At 52.1% G+C, this 16,533-nt stretch carries 12 protein-coding genes and 1 tRNA gene; 10 read left to right on the forward strand and 3 right to left on the reverse strand.

The annotated features are described in order from the left end of the window. The first annotated feature begins 178 nt into the window (after nucleotides 1–178). From AB1L42_RS07800 to AB1L42_RS07830, 7 genes are all read left to right on the forward strand, one after another. Nucleotides 179–1,399: a hypothetical protein gene (locus AB1L42_RS07800; protein WP_367053132.1), complete on the forward strand. Its 1,221-nt coding sequence runs from the start codon at nucleotides 179–181 to the stop codon at nucleotides 1,397–1,399. A gap of 96 nt (nucleotides 1,400–1,495) precedes the next feature. Next, nucleotides 1,496–2,857 (forward strand): CpaF family protein, encoded by a 1,362-nt coding sequence (locus AB1L42_RS07805; protein ID WP_367053133.1) that lies wholly within the window; start codon nucleotides 1,496–1,498, stop codon nucleotides 2,855–2,857. Between the two features lie 8 nt (nucleotides 2,858–2,865). Further along, the gene (locus tag AB1L42_RS07810; RefSeq protein WP_367053134.1) at nucleotides 2,866–3,825 is read left to right on the forward strand and encodes a type II secretion system F family protein; all 960 of its coding nucleotides are present in this window, start codon (nucleotides 2,866–2,868) and stop codon (nucleotides 3,823–3,825) included. 152 nt (nucleotides 3,826–3,977) lie between these two features. Further along, entirely contained in the window at nucleotides 3,978–4,916 is a 939-nt protein-coding gene (locus AB1L42_RS07815; RefSeq protein ID WP_367053135.1) for a type II secretion system F family protein, read from the forward strand. Between the two features lie 66 nt (nucleotides 4,917–4,982). Next, complete coding sequence (locus AB1L42_RS07820) at nucleotides 4,983–5,420, forward strand: TadE/TadG family type IV pilus assembly protein (RefSeq protein WP_367053136.1); 438 nt, start codon at nucleotides 4,983–4,985, stop codon at nucleotides 5,418–5,420. Between the two features lie 12 nt (nucleotides 5,421–5,432). Then, nucleotides 5,433–5,900, forward strand: coding sequence for a TadE family protein (locus AB1L42_RS07825; protein WP_367053137.1), 468 nt, complete (start codon nucleotides 5,433–5,435; stop codon nucleotides 5,898–5,900). A gap of 101 nt (nucleotides 5,901–6,001) precedes the next feature. Continuing rightward, nucleotides 6,002–7,504 carry a pilus assembly protein TadG-related protein gene (locus AB1L42_RS07830; RefSeq protein ID WP_367053138.1) on the forward strand — a complete coding sequence of 501 codons (1,503 nt, stop codon included), beginning with the start codon at nucleotides 6,002–6,004 and terminating at the stop codon, nucleotides 7,502–7,504. 82 nt (nucleotides 7,505–7,586) lie between these two features. Here the strand turns inward: AB1L42_RS07830 and AB1L42_RS07835 are convergent, their stop codons facing one another. From AB1L42_RS07835 to AB1L42_RS07845, 3 genes are all read right to left on the reverse strand, one after another. Continuing rightward, nucleotides 7,587–10,238 carry a heme-binding protein gene (locus AB1L42_RS07835; protein ID WP_367053139.1) on the reverse strand — a complete coding sequence of 884 codons (2,652 nt, stop codon included), beginning with the start codon at nucleotides 10,236–10,238 and terminating at the stop codon, nucleotides 7,587–7,589. 399 nt (nucleotides 10,239–10,637) lie between these two features. Continuing rightward, nucleotides 10,638–10,708: transfer RNA gene (locus tag AB1L42_RS07840), tRNA-Gln, on the reverse strand. Between the two features lie 160 nt (nucleotides 10,709–10,868). Beyond that, nucleotides 10,869–12,971, reverse strand: a complete 2,103-nt coding sequence (locus AB1L42_RS07845) for a sulfatase-like hydrolase/transferase (protein WP_367053140.1) — start codon at nucleotides 12,969–12,971, stop codon at nucleotides 10,869–10,871. Nucleotides 12,972–12,973: 2 nt separating this feature from the next. On the opposite strand from AB1L42_RS07845, the gene AB1L42_RS07850 reads away from it, so the two are divergent. The 3 genes from AB1L42_RS07850 to AB1L42_RS07860 all read left to right on the forward strand — a co-directional run bounded on the left by AB1L42_RS07850 (nucleotide 12,974) and on the right by AB1L42_RS07860 (nucleotide 16,318). Continuing rightward, a complete protein-coding gene (locus AB1L42_RS07850; protein WP_367053141.1) occupies nucleotides 12,974–13,186 on the forward strand; it encodes a hypothetical protein in 213 nt (70 codons plus the stop codon). Nucleotides 13,187–13,757: 571 nt separating this feature from the next. Further along, the gene (locus tag AB1L42_RS07855; protein WP_367053142.1) at nucleotides 13,758–15,392 is read left to right on the forward strand and encodes a S41 family peptidase; all 1,635 of its coding nucleotides are present in this window, start codon (nucleotides 13,758–13,760) and stop codon (nucleotides 15,390–15,392) included. Next, on the forward strand, nucleotides 15,389–16,318 hold the full coding sequence (locus AB1L42_RS07860; protein WP_367053143.1) for a hypothetical protein: 930 nt from the start codon (nucleotides 15,389–15,391) through the stop codon (nucleotides 16,316–16,318). Before AB1L42_RS07855 ends, AB1L42_RS07860 begins: the two co-directional genes overlap by 4 nt. Nucleotides 16,319–16,533: the final 215 nt, after the last annotated feature.

The raw sequence follows: 16,533 nt of genomic DNA on the forward strand, positions 1-16,533 counted from the left end.
AACTGGCCGCTCGACGACATAAATTCCTACGATTCTCGTTCGTGGAAATTTCTGAATTCAGAATTTTCTGCCCGCCATGCAGCTAACTTCAAAGTAGCCTTCTGGAGACTTGGATAACGTATGAGATCAGCCAGTGCTGATGTCTTCGTGGACAAGAAGGGCGTACCCAGAGGTTAAGATGAAAGCACTGGTTGTCAGCGACGATGTTGGAAGTGCAACCCAACTTCATGAAGTCTTAAACGCAAACAGGCGGATTAAGGAGTGTGTCACGCGACCTTGGCGGACGCTCCACGAGGTGCCGAGCGAGCAGGGTGATCAGTATCACATTGTTTTTGCGGTCATCGATCAAAACTCACAATCTGCCGGGCAACAGCTTCAAAGCGTGCGCAAGAAGTTTGATTCTTTCTTGGTCGTCGTCGGTCACGCTGACTCTTCAGAGGACGTTATCAGATTGCTCCATCAAGGAGCTGATGACTTCGTCGATCTCCGAAGAGATATGTCATCCCAGATCACTGAGTTGATCTCTTCGGCAAAGACGCGAATCGGAATTGACTCGACACCACAAAATGTGATCGGAGTTGTCGGCGCAGTTGGAGGATGTGGAACAACAACTTTTGCTGTGAATCTCGCTGCCGGCATTGCACAAAATCGGCAGCGCTGTGCGCTTCTTGATTTCGTCTGCCAGCAGGGTGATGTCGGTCGATTCCTGGGGATCAACTCGAATCACTCGCTCCAGGAACTTTGTGCGAACTCGTCCTTTGTCGATGGGACGATGCTCGAACGGTCAATGTCCAAGTCGTGTGCCGGGCTCGAAGTTCTTCCATCGGTCGGACACTACGGTGATCGAAGTCAACCTGATGTGTCAGACCTGAGACATCTCATTTCTGTCGCATTGGAAAAGCATGACGACATAGTGATCGATCTCGGATCGTGCCGCGAAGTGCAGGGGTATTCAAGCATCCTCGAGCAAACGACAACCATTCTCTTAACTGTGCGTCCAGACTTTTCTTCGGTCTGTCGAGCAAGAAACGCCTTGGACTATTTTAAGACACTCGGATTAAACGACGAGACCATTGAAATCGTCTGTTCGCGAATGGGAATGCCGGGCCATCTTGAGCAAAAACAAGCTGAGAAAATTCTGGGACGGCCCATTTCGCACACGCTCCCTGAAGAGATTTCTCAGGTCAATCATGCGATCAATTGTGGCGTTGCGCTCGTGATGGAGTCGCCGAAGTGTAAATACAGTCGGGCACTAAATCGGATTACACATAGCCTGCTCGAACGCAACCAGAGTGAGAAGACCCAAGACAAGAAAGCGGCAACTGCTCGAGAGACTGTGGGGCTTGCTCAACGAGGTGTTCAGTTAATTAAACAGACAATGGGTTGTTTCTATCTCTAAGGGGCAGTCGATGTCGAATTGCTGAACAGTGTGAATTGAAGGAACTCCTTAAGGCGACCGCAACGGTCACTGAATTCCGTTGACTAGAGGGTAATCATGAGTGCCGGCCAAAAGACTGCAAATCATCCTGGAAGTGGTTCGAGTGATGCGAATCGCTCTCGCTTCCTGGCGATCAAAAAGGACATTCACAAGCACTTGATCGAAGCCCTCGATTTCGATTCGATCAGTGGGCTGAACGATTACGAGATGCGTCGGCAACTTCGAGTCGGGATCGAAGACCTCTGCCGCTTCCGCGGAGATGTGCTTTCTCACGAAGATCAAAAACGGCTCGTTGAAGAAGTCATCGACGAAACGCTTGGATTGGGGCCACTGGAACCACTGTTGCGTGATCCGACAATCAGCGACATTCTCATTGATGGCCCGGAAAAAGTTTACATCGAACGACGAGGGCAACTCGAAGACACGAACGTTCGATTTCATGACGAAGATCATCTCATCGAAATTGTTCAGAGAATTGCGAGCAAAGTCGGCCGCCGTCTCGATGAGTCCAGCCCGATGGTTGATGCACGTCTGTCCGATGGAAGTCGCGTCAACGCCGTGATTCGACCGTTGGCTCTGGCAGGTGCACTCGTTTCCATCCGTCGCTTTGGAAATCGTCCGCTTGAAATTCAAGACTTGATCGCCCGCGGTGCGATGACCAAAGAGATGAGCAGGTTCCTCATGGCCTGCGTTCGTTCGCGTCTGAACGTCGTTGTTTCTGGGGGAACCGGCAGCGGAAAGTCCACGCTTCTCAATGTTCTCTCAGGGTTCATCCCGACACGTGAGCGAATTGTCACGATCGAAGATGCTGCAGAGCTTCAGCTCGATCAACCTCGTGTGGCCCGGATGGAAACTCGACCACCCAATCTCGAGGGAAAAGGCGAGATCACTGCTCGTGAGCTTCTGAAAAACTCTCTTCGAATGCGACCAGATCGAATCATCATCGGAGAATGTCGAGGAGTCGAAGCGTTCGACATGCTTCAAGCGATGACGACCGGGCACTCAGGAAGCTTGACGACAATACACGCAAACTCGGCTCGCGACTCATTTCGCCGACTTGAGATGCTCGTTGGGATGGCCGGGTTTGATCTTCCTTCCTGGCTGATCAACGAGCTCATCGGATCTGCAATTCAGATCGTCGTGCACTGCGAGCGACTTTCAAATGGTGAGCGAAAAGTGACTCAAATTACAGAGCTCACCGGAACGAACGGAAGCGTGATTGAATCACATGACATCTTCACCTTCCGAAAAACTGGCGTCTCGGCTGATGGAGCGGTCACTGGAGTGTTTAGTGCAACCGGCATTCGTCCACGTTGCCTGGAGCAACTCAGAGTTGCCGGCTCGGAACTCTCACATGAAATGTTTGAAGAAAAAGAACTCCACCCCGAACGTATTGATCGCGTCGCTGCGATTGTCTGAGATCTGACATGGATATTTCCTCAATTTTCAGCTCCCCCCCAGCGATTGCTGCCGGACTGTCCATCATCGCTGTTGTCATGTTGATTGCGGACATGTTTTCGTCCAGTCGAAAACGTATCGATCAGCGGGTCATCGAACAGCAGCGAAAACTGGTCCGCGAGCAGGTCAGTAAGTCACGGTTGTTCAAGGAGTGGAAAGCTGGCGGCGCGAGTGCCGGGGAAGAGTTCAATCCGAACTTTCAACAGAGACTCGAGTTGTATCTCGAGCAATCAGGGCTGCGGTTAACGGTGACGGATGTCTGCCGTCGATCGGTTCTCTTCGCAACGGTTGCTGGCGTGTTACCTGCGCTCTACTGCCATTACTCGATTACATTCGGGGCGATGTTAACGGGAGCGGTGATTCCATGGATTCACGTTGTGATTTCCCATCGTAAACGTATGCAGAAGCTCTCTGAACAGCTTCCCGAAGTTTTCGATTTCATGCGACGCTCCGTCCAGGCTGGGCAAACCATTCAAAACGCTTTGCAGATTGTGGCAAAGCAAACGAGCTCGCCTGTTTCGGATGAACTGACGTACTGCTGCGAACAGCAGAATCTCGGTTTGCCTTACGAGTTGACTCTGCGTGATATGGCCCAACGGACGGGCGTCGTCGAGTTTCAGCTCTTCTCTGTCGCGCTGCTGATGCAACGTCAAGCCGGTGGAGACCCGACAGAAGTCCTCGAGAACTTGGCAGAGCTTTCTCGAAAACGCGGAAAGCTTGCCATGAAGATTAAGGCGATCACAGGTGAAGGACGCATGCAGGCCAATGTGCTGTCGCTCATGCCGTTCGGTGCGTTTGTCGGAATTTATCTGCTCGACCGTCAGTACGCGAGCATTTTGTTGAACTATCCGTACCTGTTGGTCGGCCTGATCGTTGCCATTGCTACAGGAATTTTGTGGATTCGAAAGATCATTAACTTCGAGTACTAAATCGACGTGTTCACGAACTAGTAAAACTAAAGACCCAGGTCATAGCGACTGTGTCAGTCGTCTTGATGAACGATGTCCGCGACAGACTTTGTCGATTCCACATCCAGAAACAAACAAGACAGTGTTTTGGTTCACTACCTCCAGGTGAGATCATGTTTCCTAGCCAGATCGTCAGTTCAATGGTCGCCTTCTGCGGTTTCGCAGGAGTGGTCTATGCGGTCTCGCATTTGTTCTTCAATAGTGACCATCGGACGCAACGGCGCGTTGAAGAAGCCTCTCGGCGTTTTAACCCGAATCAAGTTTCCGAGTCAAAACTCAAGAAGTTTGTGAAGTCGACCGTCGGAAGTGTTGCTTCCAAGCTTCCGGCCGGCAGTGAAATGTCGCTGAATGGAACCGTCAGCCAATTGGAAAGCAGGCTGAGACACGCAGGGTTCTATGGACGGCAGGCACAAGCTTACTACTTCATGGTGACGATTGGATTGACAGTGCTTCCAACTGTGATTGCGTTGTCGCTTTTGGCCTTCCGTCTCATCGGTGCTGAACTAGCCTTCTGGATTTCACTGATCGGCGGGGGAATCGGAATGCTGGCTCCAGGGTTTTGGCTCGATCGAAAAAAGACGAAACGGCACCTCACGCTACTTAAGGGTCTTCCCGATTTTCTGGACTTAATGATTACATGTCTGACCAGTGGGTTAAGTTTAGAATCTGCTCTTCAAAGAGTTTCCTCGGAAATTGGAAATGCGCACCCGGTGCTGTCACACGAGATGGCCCGTGTTCGCAGTGAGATCAATCTTGGAGCGTCAGTTGATCAGGCACTCATGAGTTTTGCTCATCGGAGTGATTGCGACGAGATCCTTTCTCTGGCGACTCTTTGTCAGCAAACCAGACAGTATGGAACCCGAATCTCTGATGCTTTTCGGTCCCATGCGGACTTGCTTCGAACCAAACGCGAAATGAGGGCTGAAGAACGTGCTCAGAAAGCAGTTGTCAAAATTCTGATCCCAACATTGCTCCTCATTTTTCCTTCGGTGTTTGTTGTGCTCGCAGGACCAGCTGCCATTCAGATTTGGGAATACTTCGGAAATCAATAATGCAAAACGTGAAGTGGTCTTCGTCCGGTTGCATAACCATCGAAGATCAGGACAAGCGAGCTTGAAATGCGATCCTGTTCAACAAATAGGAAATCTGAAAATCGGCGAAGCGGGGCCGCGGCGGTCGAGTTTGCAATCGTCCTACCAATCATCCTGACATTCTTTCTGGGATGTGTTGATTATGGACGCGCGCTTCACTGGTCAATCGCTGTGTCGAACGCAGCAGACACCGGGACGTATTATGCAGCGACGCACCGCGTTTCACCCATCACCATTCAAGACTGGGAAGCAAAGATACGGACGATCGTGATTGATGAACTTGACGATCATCCGCAGTTCACCGCCGACGATCTCGACATTCAGATTACCTCAGTCACAGAAGTCGACGGCAATCTCCTGGTGACAGTTTCGGCCAACTATCAGTTTCGAACGATCGTTTCTTGGCCCACGATCCCGAACACAATTCCGCTCAAAGCGACTGTGACTTACCGGCAGTTTCAGTAGGGAGATGAGGTGATGGACGTGACAAGACGAATCCCACGCTCAGCATCTCTCTCGAAGAGGTCAGGAGCAACAATCGTTGAAACCGCTTTTGTGTTGCCGGTTCTGCTGTTCATTTTGATATCAGCCATCGATTTTTCGCTGATTGTTTTGAACAACAACTCTCTCGCGGAAGCAGCTCGACGACTCTCGCGAACAGCCTCAGTGCGAGGAGAGAATGCTGAGCCGGAATTCAGTATGTGGGGGCCCAACACATTCAACGAGAATGCCAGCGAGCAGACGGAGATCTGTGAGATTGTTCGCGAAGCAGCTGTCTGTATTCCTCCCGAAAAGATCAATGTACAGGTGGAATGGCCGGATGGATCGTGCCGCATCAATGACCGTGTGAGCGTTTCGTTGCGCTATTCGCATCAACCCTTTTTAAGTTTCACTGGGAAGACTTTCCTGCTTCAAGCGTCGTCCGACGTAAGAATCCGACACTAACTCGGTTGTTGCAGTCCTGCAAAAATATTGAAGTCGCTTTTCAATCCTGAATGAACTGGTCAGCGAGATAGAATTCGAATGAACTTAACAGTGTTGTTGTCATGAATAATTCGTCCAAACAATCCACTGCCAGTACAACTCCTTCCCGCTCCGGCAAGGCTTTGATCTTCGTCTTGTTGACGATGCCGATGATTCTGGGGATCGTTGGATTGGTGGTGGATGGTTCGTTCATCATGTATGAGTATCGCGAAACTCAGCATGCGGCCGATGCTGGTGCGACTGCTGCCGCATTGTCGTACATACAGAATGAAAATGCACAGATTGCCCGGCAGAGTGCTGTCGATATGGTGCAGCAGATTCACGGGCTCTCAGGTTCGAATGTGACGGTCAACAATCCGCCGCTAACGGGCCCATTTGCGGGGAATGCGAATTACTTTGAAGCAGAAGTCAACCGTTCCTCCGATACCTTTTTCATGCATCTGGTCAGCCAGTTGTCTCAACGGAGTGTGAGATCACGTTCCGTGGCAGGAGTGGAAGACGCGACAGTCGATTCTGCGTTGGTGATTCTCGATCCCAATCCGCCCCCGATCACGATTGCCGGACTTCCAATTGCGATTCCATCGCTTCCCAATCATCATCTGGGGGGATTGGAAGTCCTCGGGTTGGGACGTGTTCGCGTTAACGGAGCAGTCATTGTTAACAATGACTGGAGCGGCTACGACGAGGATGGTGTTTACGTTGGACAGCGGGTCGGCCTCGGGCTACGTCACGCGTCCACATGCACGCCAATTCTTCCGCTGACGAAATTGAGAGCCCGCGACATTTACGTTGTCGGCGGAGTCGACAATCCAAATAATTACGGCCATTACGACGCCAGTGAGCCGAGTCCGTTGCAAGCGAATCGACGACCTGTCACAGATCCTCTGGATCACCTTCCGGTCCCGCGAGTTGCTGTGGATCCGGTTAATGTTGATGCGACGAATCGAGGAGGAGTGAACATCATCAACCTCCCCATTTTGGCGCCACCAGTTGTTTTGAATCCAGGAGTTTACGAGTACATCAACATCGTTACTGGACCAGTTCGATTTAATCCCGGCGTTTACATCATTCGCGGCAAACATCCGCTGACGCAGATCTCGCTGCTGATCGGAGCCGGTCCGGTCAACATGAATGGAGTGATGTTTTACATCACAGACAACTCGTCGTTCACTCCAGCGACGGGGCTGCCGGACATTAATGAAGACAGTTCGTCGTCTCCACCAATTCCGTTGCTTTCGATGCTTCCCAGCGTTGTCATCAATGGGGCGATCTTAAACACCGTCCTGAGACCGTTGTCTTCGCCGGGGAGTCCTTACAACGGTGTGTCGCTTTATCAGTCAAGAAATGATCGACGGCCAATTGTGCTCGTGAGCGAACAACTCCTTGGAACTGGAGCGCTCAACGGAACCATCTATGCCAAGTGGGGCAATGTGATTTTCGTGGCAAACGGAGAGCACGACATGGGCATCGTGGCAGCCTCCTGCCGAATTGTGACCGCGCTCGGTTGCGAACTCAGCCCGACGCAACTCTTCGAGCCGGTTCGCGAAGTCTATCTCGTCGAGTGATCTCGTTTTTGGAGGGCGATCTGCGTTGTCGATGTGCGGCCCGACGTGAAGAGTCGAAAGCCGCACACGAAAACGGCAGGGCTCATTCGGCTGAGGGATTACTCTCAAAGTACTGATGTTCAGGATCTCCGGAACTCAGGAGATAAGCGACGAGGTCCAGAACTTCGTCTTTGGTCATCCGGTTTAACAACCCAGTTGGCATCGGAGACGTTTTGGAAACGATCAGATCTTCGATTTGATTTCTATTAATCCGAACGCGTTTATTCGGATCTGCGAAATCGGTGTTCAAGGTCATGGTGTCTCCACTCAAGTTCACGACGACACCGGTGTGAATCATGCCGTCTTCCGTTGCGACAGTGATCGCGGAGAACTGATCGTTGATCACTTTGCTCGGATGGATGACTTGATCGAGAAGATCGCGAGCAGAGTATCGACGCCCGGCTGAGGTTAAGTCTGGCCCGGTCATTCCGCCTTCGTCTTTGAAACGATGGCAGGCGAAACAGCCACCTGCTGCAAACATCTTGCGGCCATTCGAATAGTTTCTGTGCGCGAGTTCTTGAGCAGCAGCCACAGAGAGTTGATCGAGTGTCCAGTTCGTCTCTGGTCGGCCAGCGAGCACTTGTCCCAGGTGATCGAGAGGAGACTTTCTCTCCGGCTTTCGCTTCAGCAGTTCGGCCATCTCAGCTTTTTCAGTTTCCGTCAAAGAGGCGATGGCGTCTGTGCGAATGAAATCCATGAATTTTTCGAAGCTGGCCCCACCGCGATAGTTCGCTGCATCGAGAAACCATTCGAAGTAAGCTTGGCGGAGTTCTGGAGTCCAACCGGCGGTCAGCATCCGGATCGATCGTGCGTATTGGACTTGTTCTTCTTGTGTGGGAACTGTTTCCATCAGTGCGATCGCTTTTTGAGCGACAGCAGGGGATTGAAGCCAGGCGAGGGTTTCACACAGCAGCCAGTTCAGTTCCGTTGAAGTCGACGGAAAGAGCGGATCGAGCTGACTGATCAATTTCTGAATCATCTCATCGCTGGGCTGACCGAATCGATTCAAGACAATTTGCTCGGTGCGAATGAGCGTTAACTGTTGCGTTAGGTTCAGTTTCTTGACATCGATTGCGGTCAGTTTTTCGAGGAGTTGATCGCGCATTGTGGTGTCGACTTCGAAGCCTGAACCCGATCGATGCTGTGGGCAGACACCAGTGACGCGAGCAAGGGCGAGGAGCGCCTCAACTTGAATGGCTGAGTCAGCTTCGTTGAATGCTTTCTCTCGCCATTGTTCGACCGGTTGATGCTCGACAGCAGTTCGGGCAGCGAATCGAATGAATCGATCCTCGTCAGCGAGATAAGGCCACGCAGTTTCAATTGCCTTCGGATCGTGATGTCCGTGAAACTTCTCGAGTGCGTGTCGAGTTTCTCTTGCGTCGTTTTGGGTGATCGTTACCTCAGCAGGTGCTGTCGATTCGTCACCAACGTAGGTGACACGATACAGCCCTGACTGTACTCTCCGCCCTCCGATCGTGAAGTACATCGCTCCATCATCCGGATGAATAATGGCGTCGGTAATCGGCAGTGGAGCTCCAGTGACGAATTCCTCTTTTGTCGCGGTATAAGAGGAGTCCTCTTCCGAAAGATGGACGGCGTACAGGCGACCCCAACTCCAATCGAGCGCGTACAACGCGTTCTGGTATTTCGCAGGGAACTTCGCGCCATATCCAAACGTCATTCCAGTCGGCGAGCCAGGACCAATGTCCAGAATTCCGGGAAGGTTGTCTTCATAGAAGACAGGTCGCTTTCCGGCTCCGTTCCGCCATCCGAATTCCGCTCCGCTGGTTACGTGGCAGATTCGAGTTGGTCGATACCAGGGAGTGTTGAAGTCGTACTCCATGTCTGCATCGTATGTGAATAATTCCCCTTCGTGATTGAAGGCTGCGTCATAGATGTTTCGGAATCCCGATGCGTATGCTTCGAAGCTTTTTCCATCCAGAGAAACGCGATAGATAATCCCTCCCGGTGCGAGAACACCGCGGTTGTGTCCACGTCCATCGGGCATGCTGGGGAGCAAGTGATCTTCTCCCCAGACTGGGACAACGGGTGAGCTCGGTGCCAGTTCCGGAGGACGAGCGTTGTTGCCGGTGATCAGGAACAGTGATTCTCCATCAGGGCTCGGAACGACAGCATGAACGCCATGGTCTCCCTTGGACTTCACTTCTCTTAGAAGTTCGACGCGATCAAGGTTGTCATCACCGTCGCTGTCAGTCACTCGATATAAGCCCGAAGGAATCTTCTGCTCGTAATCATTGACTCCTGCATAAAGTGCTCCGTGCGACCACACCATTCCATTGATGGCACGGATGTTTGCAGGGACTTCTTCGATCTGAGTCGGATCGAGAGGAGTTCCCGCAGTTGGTGGAGCAAAGCGATAAAGACCGCCAAACTGATCACTGACGAGAATTCGTCCTTTGTTGTCGGTGCAGAGTGTGACCCACGACCCTTGATCGTCACCGGGAACCGAATAAAGCAATTCAACTTTGAATCCATCCGGGACAGTGATCCGGTCAACCGGAGTGGCACTGTTGCCGATTGCATTCGAAGCTTCGCTTGAAGCGACTTGCTTGTCCTCACGTGCGGTTGGCTTCGCTCGCTTTTGACCCAGCCCGATGGCAGGCAGCATCGTCAGACAGAGGAGAACGGGCAGACAGGACTTCAGAGAAGCGCGACAAAAGAAAACGCTGAACATGACTCAATCCGCTAAACAATTCTACGACCTCAGATGTCTACACAAGCGGTGACGCTCTGAATTTCCAATTGAGGCACAGTAGCAAATCGACCAGATCAAGGCATCAGAGAATGCTGAAGCGTTTTTCGGAAAGAATCGAGTGCCTCGCACGGAAGTTTGCGCGAGTTCCCGTTTAAAAGAGCTGGCTGTCTGAGTCACAGCAATCATGAACGCGTCAGAGATTGTGAGGCCAAACTGTCCAACGATCGAAGAGTCGACTTCCAACTGAGAGGAGTTCGGATCGCTGACTGAAGCTTTAGAGTCAGGGAGGAGGAATCCTCAGCAGCCGACCGAGAATGTGTACAGCGTGCACATCAAAGAGAAGCAGTAAGTCACTGTGAGAAAGTGACTTAAAGAAGATTACCCGGCCAGGATTTGAACCTGGACTAACAGTACCAAAAACTGTGGTGCTACCGTTACACTACCGGGTAAGTTGTGGGCAGGATACTCAGTTGACTGAATATTGCAAGATTGTTTCTCGGTTGGAATTGCGAACTTCACACTCTGGTGAGTGATGTTCGATTTGGCGGTTCGGTATTTGAACCGCCGTTGCATTGTGAAGTATCTGCGATTCCGGGGAATGCAGGTGTCCTAATCGAGTGGTCGGACCCAGATCTCTCGGAAATAAACGATGCTCTCGGGATCGTGGGCTTGCAGTGCGAATGTCCCGTGATCGATGCGTCGCTCTGTGTATCGAGGGTGCTGGTATTCTTCAGGTTCCGTGTATTCGACGACAATTTCATCGTCGACCTGAATTTGCACGGTGTCACCCTGAACCTGGATGTGCAGCGTGAAGAAAACGTCGTCTCCAACGGGTGGTTCATCGAGATTTTGGACCGCGAACAAGCTGCCGGTTCGAGTCGTGTTTTTGTGGCTGGCGTTCATTTGGACTTCGTGACCAGCATTCGGAAATCCTTCTTCCTGAAACTTCGTGTGAAAGTAGACTCCGCCGTTTGACCCTGGGGTGGTCAGGCCTTCGACGAGCAATTCGAAGTCATTGAAGTCAGCTGCTTCAACGTCTCCGGTGTAGAACAGGTGAGACTGGTCCTGAGTTGCGTGGGCGCGAATCATGCCATTGACGACGGTAAACGAATCGGCCGGAGGACTTGCTGTCCACCCTTCGAGATCGCGGCCGTTGAAGAGCGGAATCCATCCGTCCTGTTCCATTTCCTCACGGTGTTGGGCAACGTGTTCAGGAACTGGAAATGAGCGAAGCGAACTGTATCGGCGATAGGTTTCGAAGATGTCGCCTCCGTCGAGCACACGTGGGTCGCCTGTTTCGATCAGGTATTGATTGAACTGCTTAGCGAGTTGCTCTTCGGTTCCTGCGAACTCAGGTTCGCCAGTGAGATTCGTCAAGCAACCAGGATCGCTCACGATGTCGAAGATCTCGATCTCGGGCCGCATGTCGACTGCGTAATGAAAATACTCTTCGACTTCCGGGTCGTCGCGATGTTCGATCAGAAAGCTCAAGCTTGGACAGGCGTCGATATCGTGGTATCCGCCGTGTTCCGGTCCGAGAGTTCCATCGTTATTTAGTTTTTGAGGGGCACCAGCTGGCCAGCGTTCCGGTCGAAAATTTCGGATGTATAAGTATTGAGCTGTCCGCATTGCTCGCTGGGGATAGGCAAGCGTCTGATAGCGTGAGGAGGAATGTCGCTCTCGCCCGGAGAAGACGAAGGCCCGATCAGTGGAATCGTCTTCGTCCCCTTTCAGGAGTGGAAGCAGGCTGTGACCCGAGAGGGGATATTCGGTGGATGGATGCGGAATTCCGACGACGTCGTAAATCGTGGCTGTCAGATCGACGAAGGCGACCAGTGCATCGGAGAGGTGGCTTTCTGAATTGATGCCGCCCCATCGAATTGCGAGCGGCATGTGAATGCCGTACTCGTAGCAATTGGCTTTCGCTCGAGGGAACGCCATCCCATTGTCAGAAGTGACGATAATCAATGTGTTCTCGAGTTCATCAGCTGCTTCGAGTTCGTTCAGGATTTCGCCGAGGTGGTGATCGAACCATTCAATTTCGACAGCATAGTCCGCGAGGTCGGATCGGATTTCAGGATGATCTGGAAGGAAGGGCGGGACTTCGACTTTTTCGAGGTCTTTGCCTGCTTTCAGACCCGATCCTTTTTCAAAACTGCGATGCGGTTCGTGTGCTCCATACCAGAAGCAGAAGGGCTGATCCGGTTGCTTCTGGCCAAGGAAGTTCTTGAAGTTCGCTGAGTAATTTTTGTTGCTGATTCCTTTGTACGGGCTCTCCAGAGTTTCTCCGACGTAAGCGGGGCCTGCCGGGTTTTCCGTACGTCCGTCATCCTTATAGTTACCGGGACCCCAACCTTTTCCGGTGTATCCGACGTGATAACCGTTCTCTGCTAATACCTCCGGAAACGTCGGGTATTTGGCAGGAAATGAGCTGGCATGTGTCCCTGCGTTTTCGATCTGCCAGATGTGCCGACCAGTCAGCAACGCTGCTCGGCACGGGCTGCATCCAGGCGAAGCTGCGAAAGCATTGTTGAAGAGAATTCCCTCGCTGGCGACCCGATCGAATGCCGGTGTTTGCACGAATTCACATCCGTACGCGGAGGCGTGCAACCACGACTGATCATCGCTGATGACGAAGAGCACGTTGGGACGCTCTTCCGCCTGAAGCGAAGGGATGGCGATCAGTAACGCGAGGAGGAAGGAATATCTCATGAATGTCGGCTTTCATTCGTGGGCGAAATCGTCAGTTGTGTTTCGTCATCGGAAACTCCGATCATATCGGCGAAGAGTGTTGTGAGCCAGTTGACGGCGCTCACGAGGAAGACTTTCTGTCGTCTCTCCGCGATGCCTTCTGGCGAAGGGCTTGGGCATCGATCAGTTTTCCATTTCGAATGACCAGTGATCAGATCATGGAAATTCAACGGTAGGCAGGCTCAGACGGTACGGCGGACCATCTTGAATGAAAGTAGATGGTCGAGACGCATTCATTGAAGGTCGAACAGCGAAGGTGAAAAAAAGGCAACCTGTCAGGAGAATGAAGAGTTTCGCCACAAGCGCTGCATCAATCTGCGCAGGTGTGATCGTTGAAGGCGCCGCGTTCGGAATGATTGATTGTCTCGACGCAACCGGCTGACCATGGAAGGGGTTGTGACAACATTGCGGGGTGCAATTCAACGAACTGTCCGGTTGCTCAAGTTGAGAGGATCTCAATGTTCGCATGACGTGCAATCCTGACACAGCTGTCAGAGTCACTGATGATCGGAACAACCTGATGGTGTTGATCAAAATCATCGCTGGAGGAAAGTTTCAGTTAAGTTTCGCGCTTGTATCCTTTTGCCCAAAAGTGCATTGTGGACTAAGTTCCATGGGACGGATTAGCCGCTGACATTTCGTTGTCCGCGGTGGGAATGACATTCAAGGAGGGAGGACGACGCAACAGAACAAGCCGGAATTCGCAGACGTTCAGAATCCGGTTGATCAGTGAAAGCGAGGACCACGATGGGAGACTCCATCGTTTCATTACGAAACACGATTGGTATTCCGTCGGCGATTCTATTCCTCTTTCTGAGTTCGCAACTCCTGCAAGGGGCTGAGGACTTTAGAGTTGTTGATGTGCAGTCTGCACTTCGCAACGGCGAGGCCCTCGAAAGCGAAAAGGACTGGTCCGGGGCGATCAAGGTTTATGAGTCTGCGCTGGAACAGTTTTCCAATGACGAGACTTTGAAGCTGCGACTTCGATACGCGAAGTTGAATTTCTCCATCGAGCGCCGCTATCTCGATGACAGCTTTCAGACGACGTTGAAGCCCATGTCTCAAGAGGCAGCGCTCAGTCTCTACGACGATGTTCTGACGAACGTCCAGTCCTATTTCGTCAGTTCAATTAGCGTCAGCACACTCGTCTCGCACGGAACCGAAAGTCTCTGGCTGGCGCTCGGTCATGAACGATTCGTTGAGGAGAATCTCTTCGGAGCATCACCTGAGAGAATCGAAAAGCTTCGACGCAAGTTATATGACATGTACTGGAACAATAAGGTGAAACCGGTCAACCATCGGTTCGATGCTCAAAGTGTGGTTCGCGAAGTTTGCAAGTTATGCGATGACGAGATTGGGTTGTCATCCGGTCCGATCATCATGGAATACTGCTTCGGAGCCTTTAACTGCCTCGATGACTACAGCAGCATTCTGACGCCAGGTCGACGAAAAGATCTGTACGGGAACATCAAGGGCGAGTTCGTCGGGATCGGAATCGTGATGGAAGGCGAAACCGGCCTGGGAATGGCTCTCAAGCAAGTGCTTCCGGAAAGTCCTGCATCAGAGCAGGGGCTCAAGCGCGGAGATATAATTACGGCTGTTGACGGAACCGACTGCCGCAATTTAACGACTCAGGAAGCTGCCGATCTCTTAACTGGTAAGGCGGGGTCCAGTGTTCAGCTGACCGTCAATCGCGATGGTTACAGAACATTTCAAGTGACGTGTCAACGTCGTGAAGTTCAGATCAAAAGCGTGTCAGTCGCGAAGATCATCGATTCACAAAACGGAATCGCCTACATCCAGATGACCGGCTTTCAGCAGAACACAGTTCGCGAAATGGATGAAGCTCTCCAGAAGCTGCATCAGCAAGGGATGCGAGCACTGATCTGGGATGTCCGTGAAAATCCAGGTGGATTGTTAACAGCTGCGATTGAAGTCCTCGATCGTTTCATCGATGAGGGAGTGATTGTCTCGACTAAAGGCCGCGTCTCCGATCAGAACGCGACTTACCGGGCGAGGCAAAACGGAACATGGGGAATTCCTATCGTCCTGTTGATCGACGAGAACAGTGCCAGCGCGAGCGAAATCGTAGCTGGGGCGATCAAAGACCACCGACGAGGAACAGTCGTTGGACGCAAGAGCTACGGAAAGTGGAGTGTTCAGACGATCTTCGATGCTCGCTTTGGAACGAGTATCAGGCTTACGACAGCCCGATTCTACTCGCCGAACGGCTCGACATGGGGTAGCATTGGACTTGCACCGGATGTCGTCGTCGATCATGGTTCTTTTGAACGTCCGATCGGCGATGTCGATGTCTACGCAGACCCTGACATCCAGGCCGCGATGAAAATCCTCACTCAACCTGAATTTACTCAGCGATGAACCCAGCCCGTGACCCGGAACTCCAACACGCTCCGAAATGGCTGAAGGGGCGCGGTCTCGGGCCACGAATGAGATGGCACAGCACAACTGACGGGTCGCTCGAAGCGATGGCCTATGCTCGCGAGACGGGCGACCTGTTCTTGGCAGATGCCACCGGAACCCTTTCTCGCGTTGACCGTCACGGTCAGATTGCTTCCATCACTCACCTGCACAGTCCACCGACACAGTTGAGTTGGAGCGATGATGGTAACTTTGGGGCGGCGCTCTGCGGAGAAGATCTCATTCTCCGGTTCGATCGAAACTTAAAGGTCGTCGGCGAATTTACGCCTTCCGAGATTCCGCTCGCAATTGCGATTTCACCTTTTGGAAATCACCTCGCTGTCTCGTATGTGAATGCGACAACGACGTTCTATAACGAACGTCGTCGCAAGATCGGACGGTTTGAAACTCTGCGTCCACTGGCCTTCCTGCGGTTCTGTCCGAATGAACCGATCCTGTTTGGTGCGGCGGAACATGGGCTGGTCTGCTGCTTCAATCTTTCAGGGGCGGAGATCTGGCGGGAGAAGAACTGGTCCAACGTGGGCGGGCTGCGTTTGACCGGAGATGGCGATCTGGTTTATCTCGCGAGCTTCGCACACGGTGTCGAAGTCTATGATGGAGATGGTGCCAGCGTGGGGTCATACGTTCTGGACGGAACGGTGCATCGTCTTGATGCGAGCTACGAGCCAAATCGTCTCATCGTTTCAACGGTCGAAGGAGCACTCTACTGGCTTGATGCCGATGGTGAACTCTTGTGGTCGACAACAGTTTCGGATGATGTCGTTGATTTGGTGTGCGACCCGTTTGGAGAGTGGGCTTACGTGGGGCTGGGGCAGGAGGGAGTTTATTCTCTCGAATGGCGTTCTGAGTCAGCTCCGCAGAAATAGTCTTTGACGATTGAAGTTTTGTCGTTCAAGCAGGTCTGCGGGGAATCCCGATGCCAATGATCATCCCGCATTCCGGGAGAGAGGTGGCCCGTCGAAACTTTCGATACTGGCTCGCGGCCAATTGTCGGAGTCCACAGTCTTCTGTGTGGACCGATCTTCTTCTGAATTGCTTGATTGTGAAAGTCGGTGCAGGAGGACCGTCCTTCGAAAGAGTG

The sequence above is a fragment of the Thalassoglobus sp. JC818 genome, from assembly GCF_040717535.1.
In the GTDB taxonomy this organism is placed as follows: Bacteria; Planctomycetota; Planctomycetia; order Planctomycetales; family Planctomycetaceae; genus Thalassoglobus.

Excerpts from the sequence above, each read along its gene's own strand:
- AB1L42_RS07810 (WP_367053134.1), top strand. The coding sequence starts at position 2,866 with ATGGATATTTCCTCAATTTTCAGCTCCCCCCCAGCGATTGCTGCCGGA.
- AB1L42_RS07815 (WP_367053135.1), top strand. The coding sequence starts at position 3,978 with ATGTTTCCTAGCCAGATCGTCAGTTCAATGGTCGCCTTCTGCGGTTTC.
- AB1L42_RS07860 (WP_367053143.1), top strand. The coding sequence starts at position 15,389 with ATGAACCCAGCCCGTGACCCGGAACTCCAACACGCTCCGAAATGGCTG.
- AB1L42_RS07825 (WP_367053137.1), top strand. The coding sequence starts at position 5,433 with ATGGACGTGACAAGACGAATCCCACGCTCAGCATCTCTCTCGAAGAGG.
- AB1L42_RS07820 (WP_367053136.1), top strand. The coding sequence starts at position 4,983 with ATGCGATCCTGTTCAACAAATAGGAAATCTGAAAATCGGCGAAGCGGG.
- AB1L42_RS07800 (WP_367053132.1), top strand. The coding sequence starts at position 179 with ATGAAAGCACTGGTTGTCAGCGACGATGTTGGAAGTGCAACCCAACTT.
- AB1L42_RS07850 (WP_367053141.1), top strand. The coding sequence starts at position 12,974 with ATGTCGGCTTTCATTCGTGGGCGAAATCGTCAGTTGTGTTTCGTCATC.
- AB1L42_RS07855 (WP_367053142.1), top strand. The coding sequence starts at position 13,758 with ATGGGAGACTCCATCGTTTCATTACGAAACACGATTGGTATTCCGTCG.
- AB1L42_RS07835 (WP_367053139.1), bottom strand. The coding sequence starts at position 10,238 with ATGTTCAGCGTTTTCTTTTGTCGCGCTTCTCTGAAGTCCTGTCTGCCC.
- AB1L42_RS07845 (WP_367053140.1), bottom strand. The coding sequence starts at position 12,971 with ATGAGATATTCCTTCCTCCTCGCGTTACTGATCGCCATCCCTTCGCTT.
- AB1L42_RS07805 (WP_367053133.1), top strand. The coding sequence starts at position 1,496 with ATGAGTGCCGGCCAAAAGACTGCAAATCATCCTGGAAGTGGTTCGAGT.
- AB1L42_RS07830 (WP_367053138.1), top strand. The coding sequence starts at position 6,002 with ATGAATAATTCGTCCAAACAATCCACTGCCAGTACAACTCCTTCCCGC.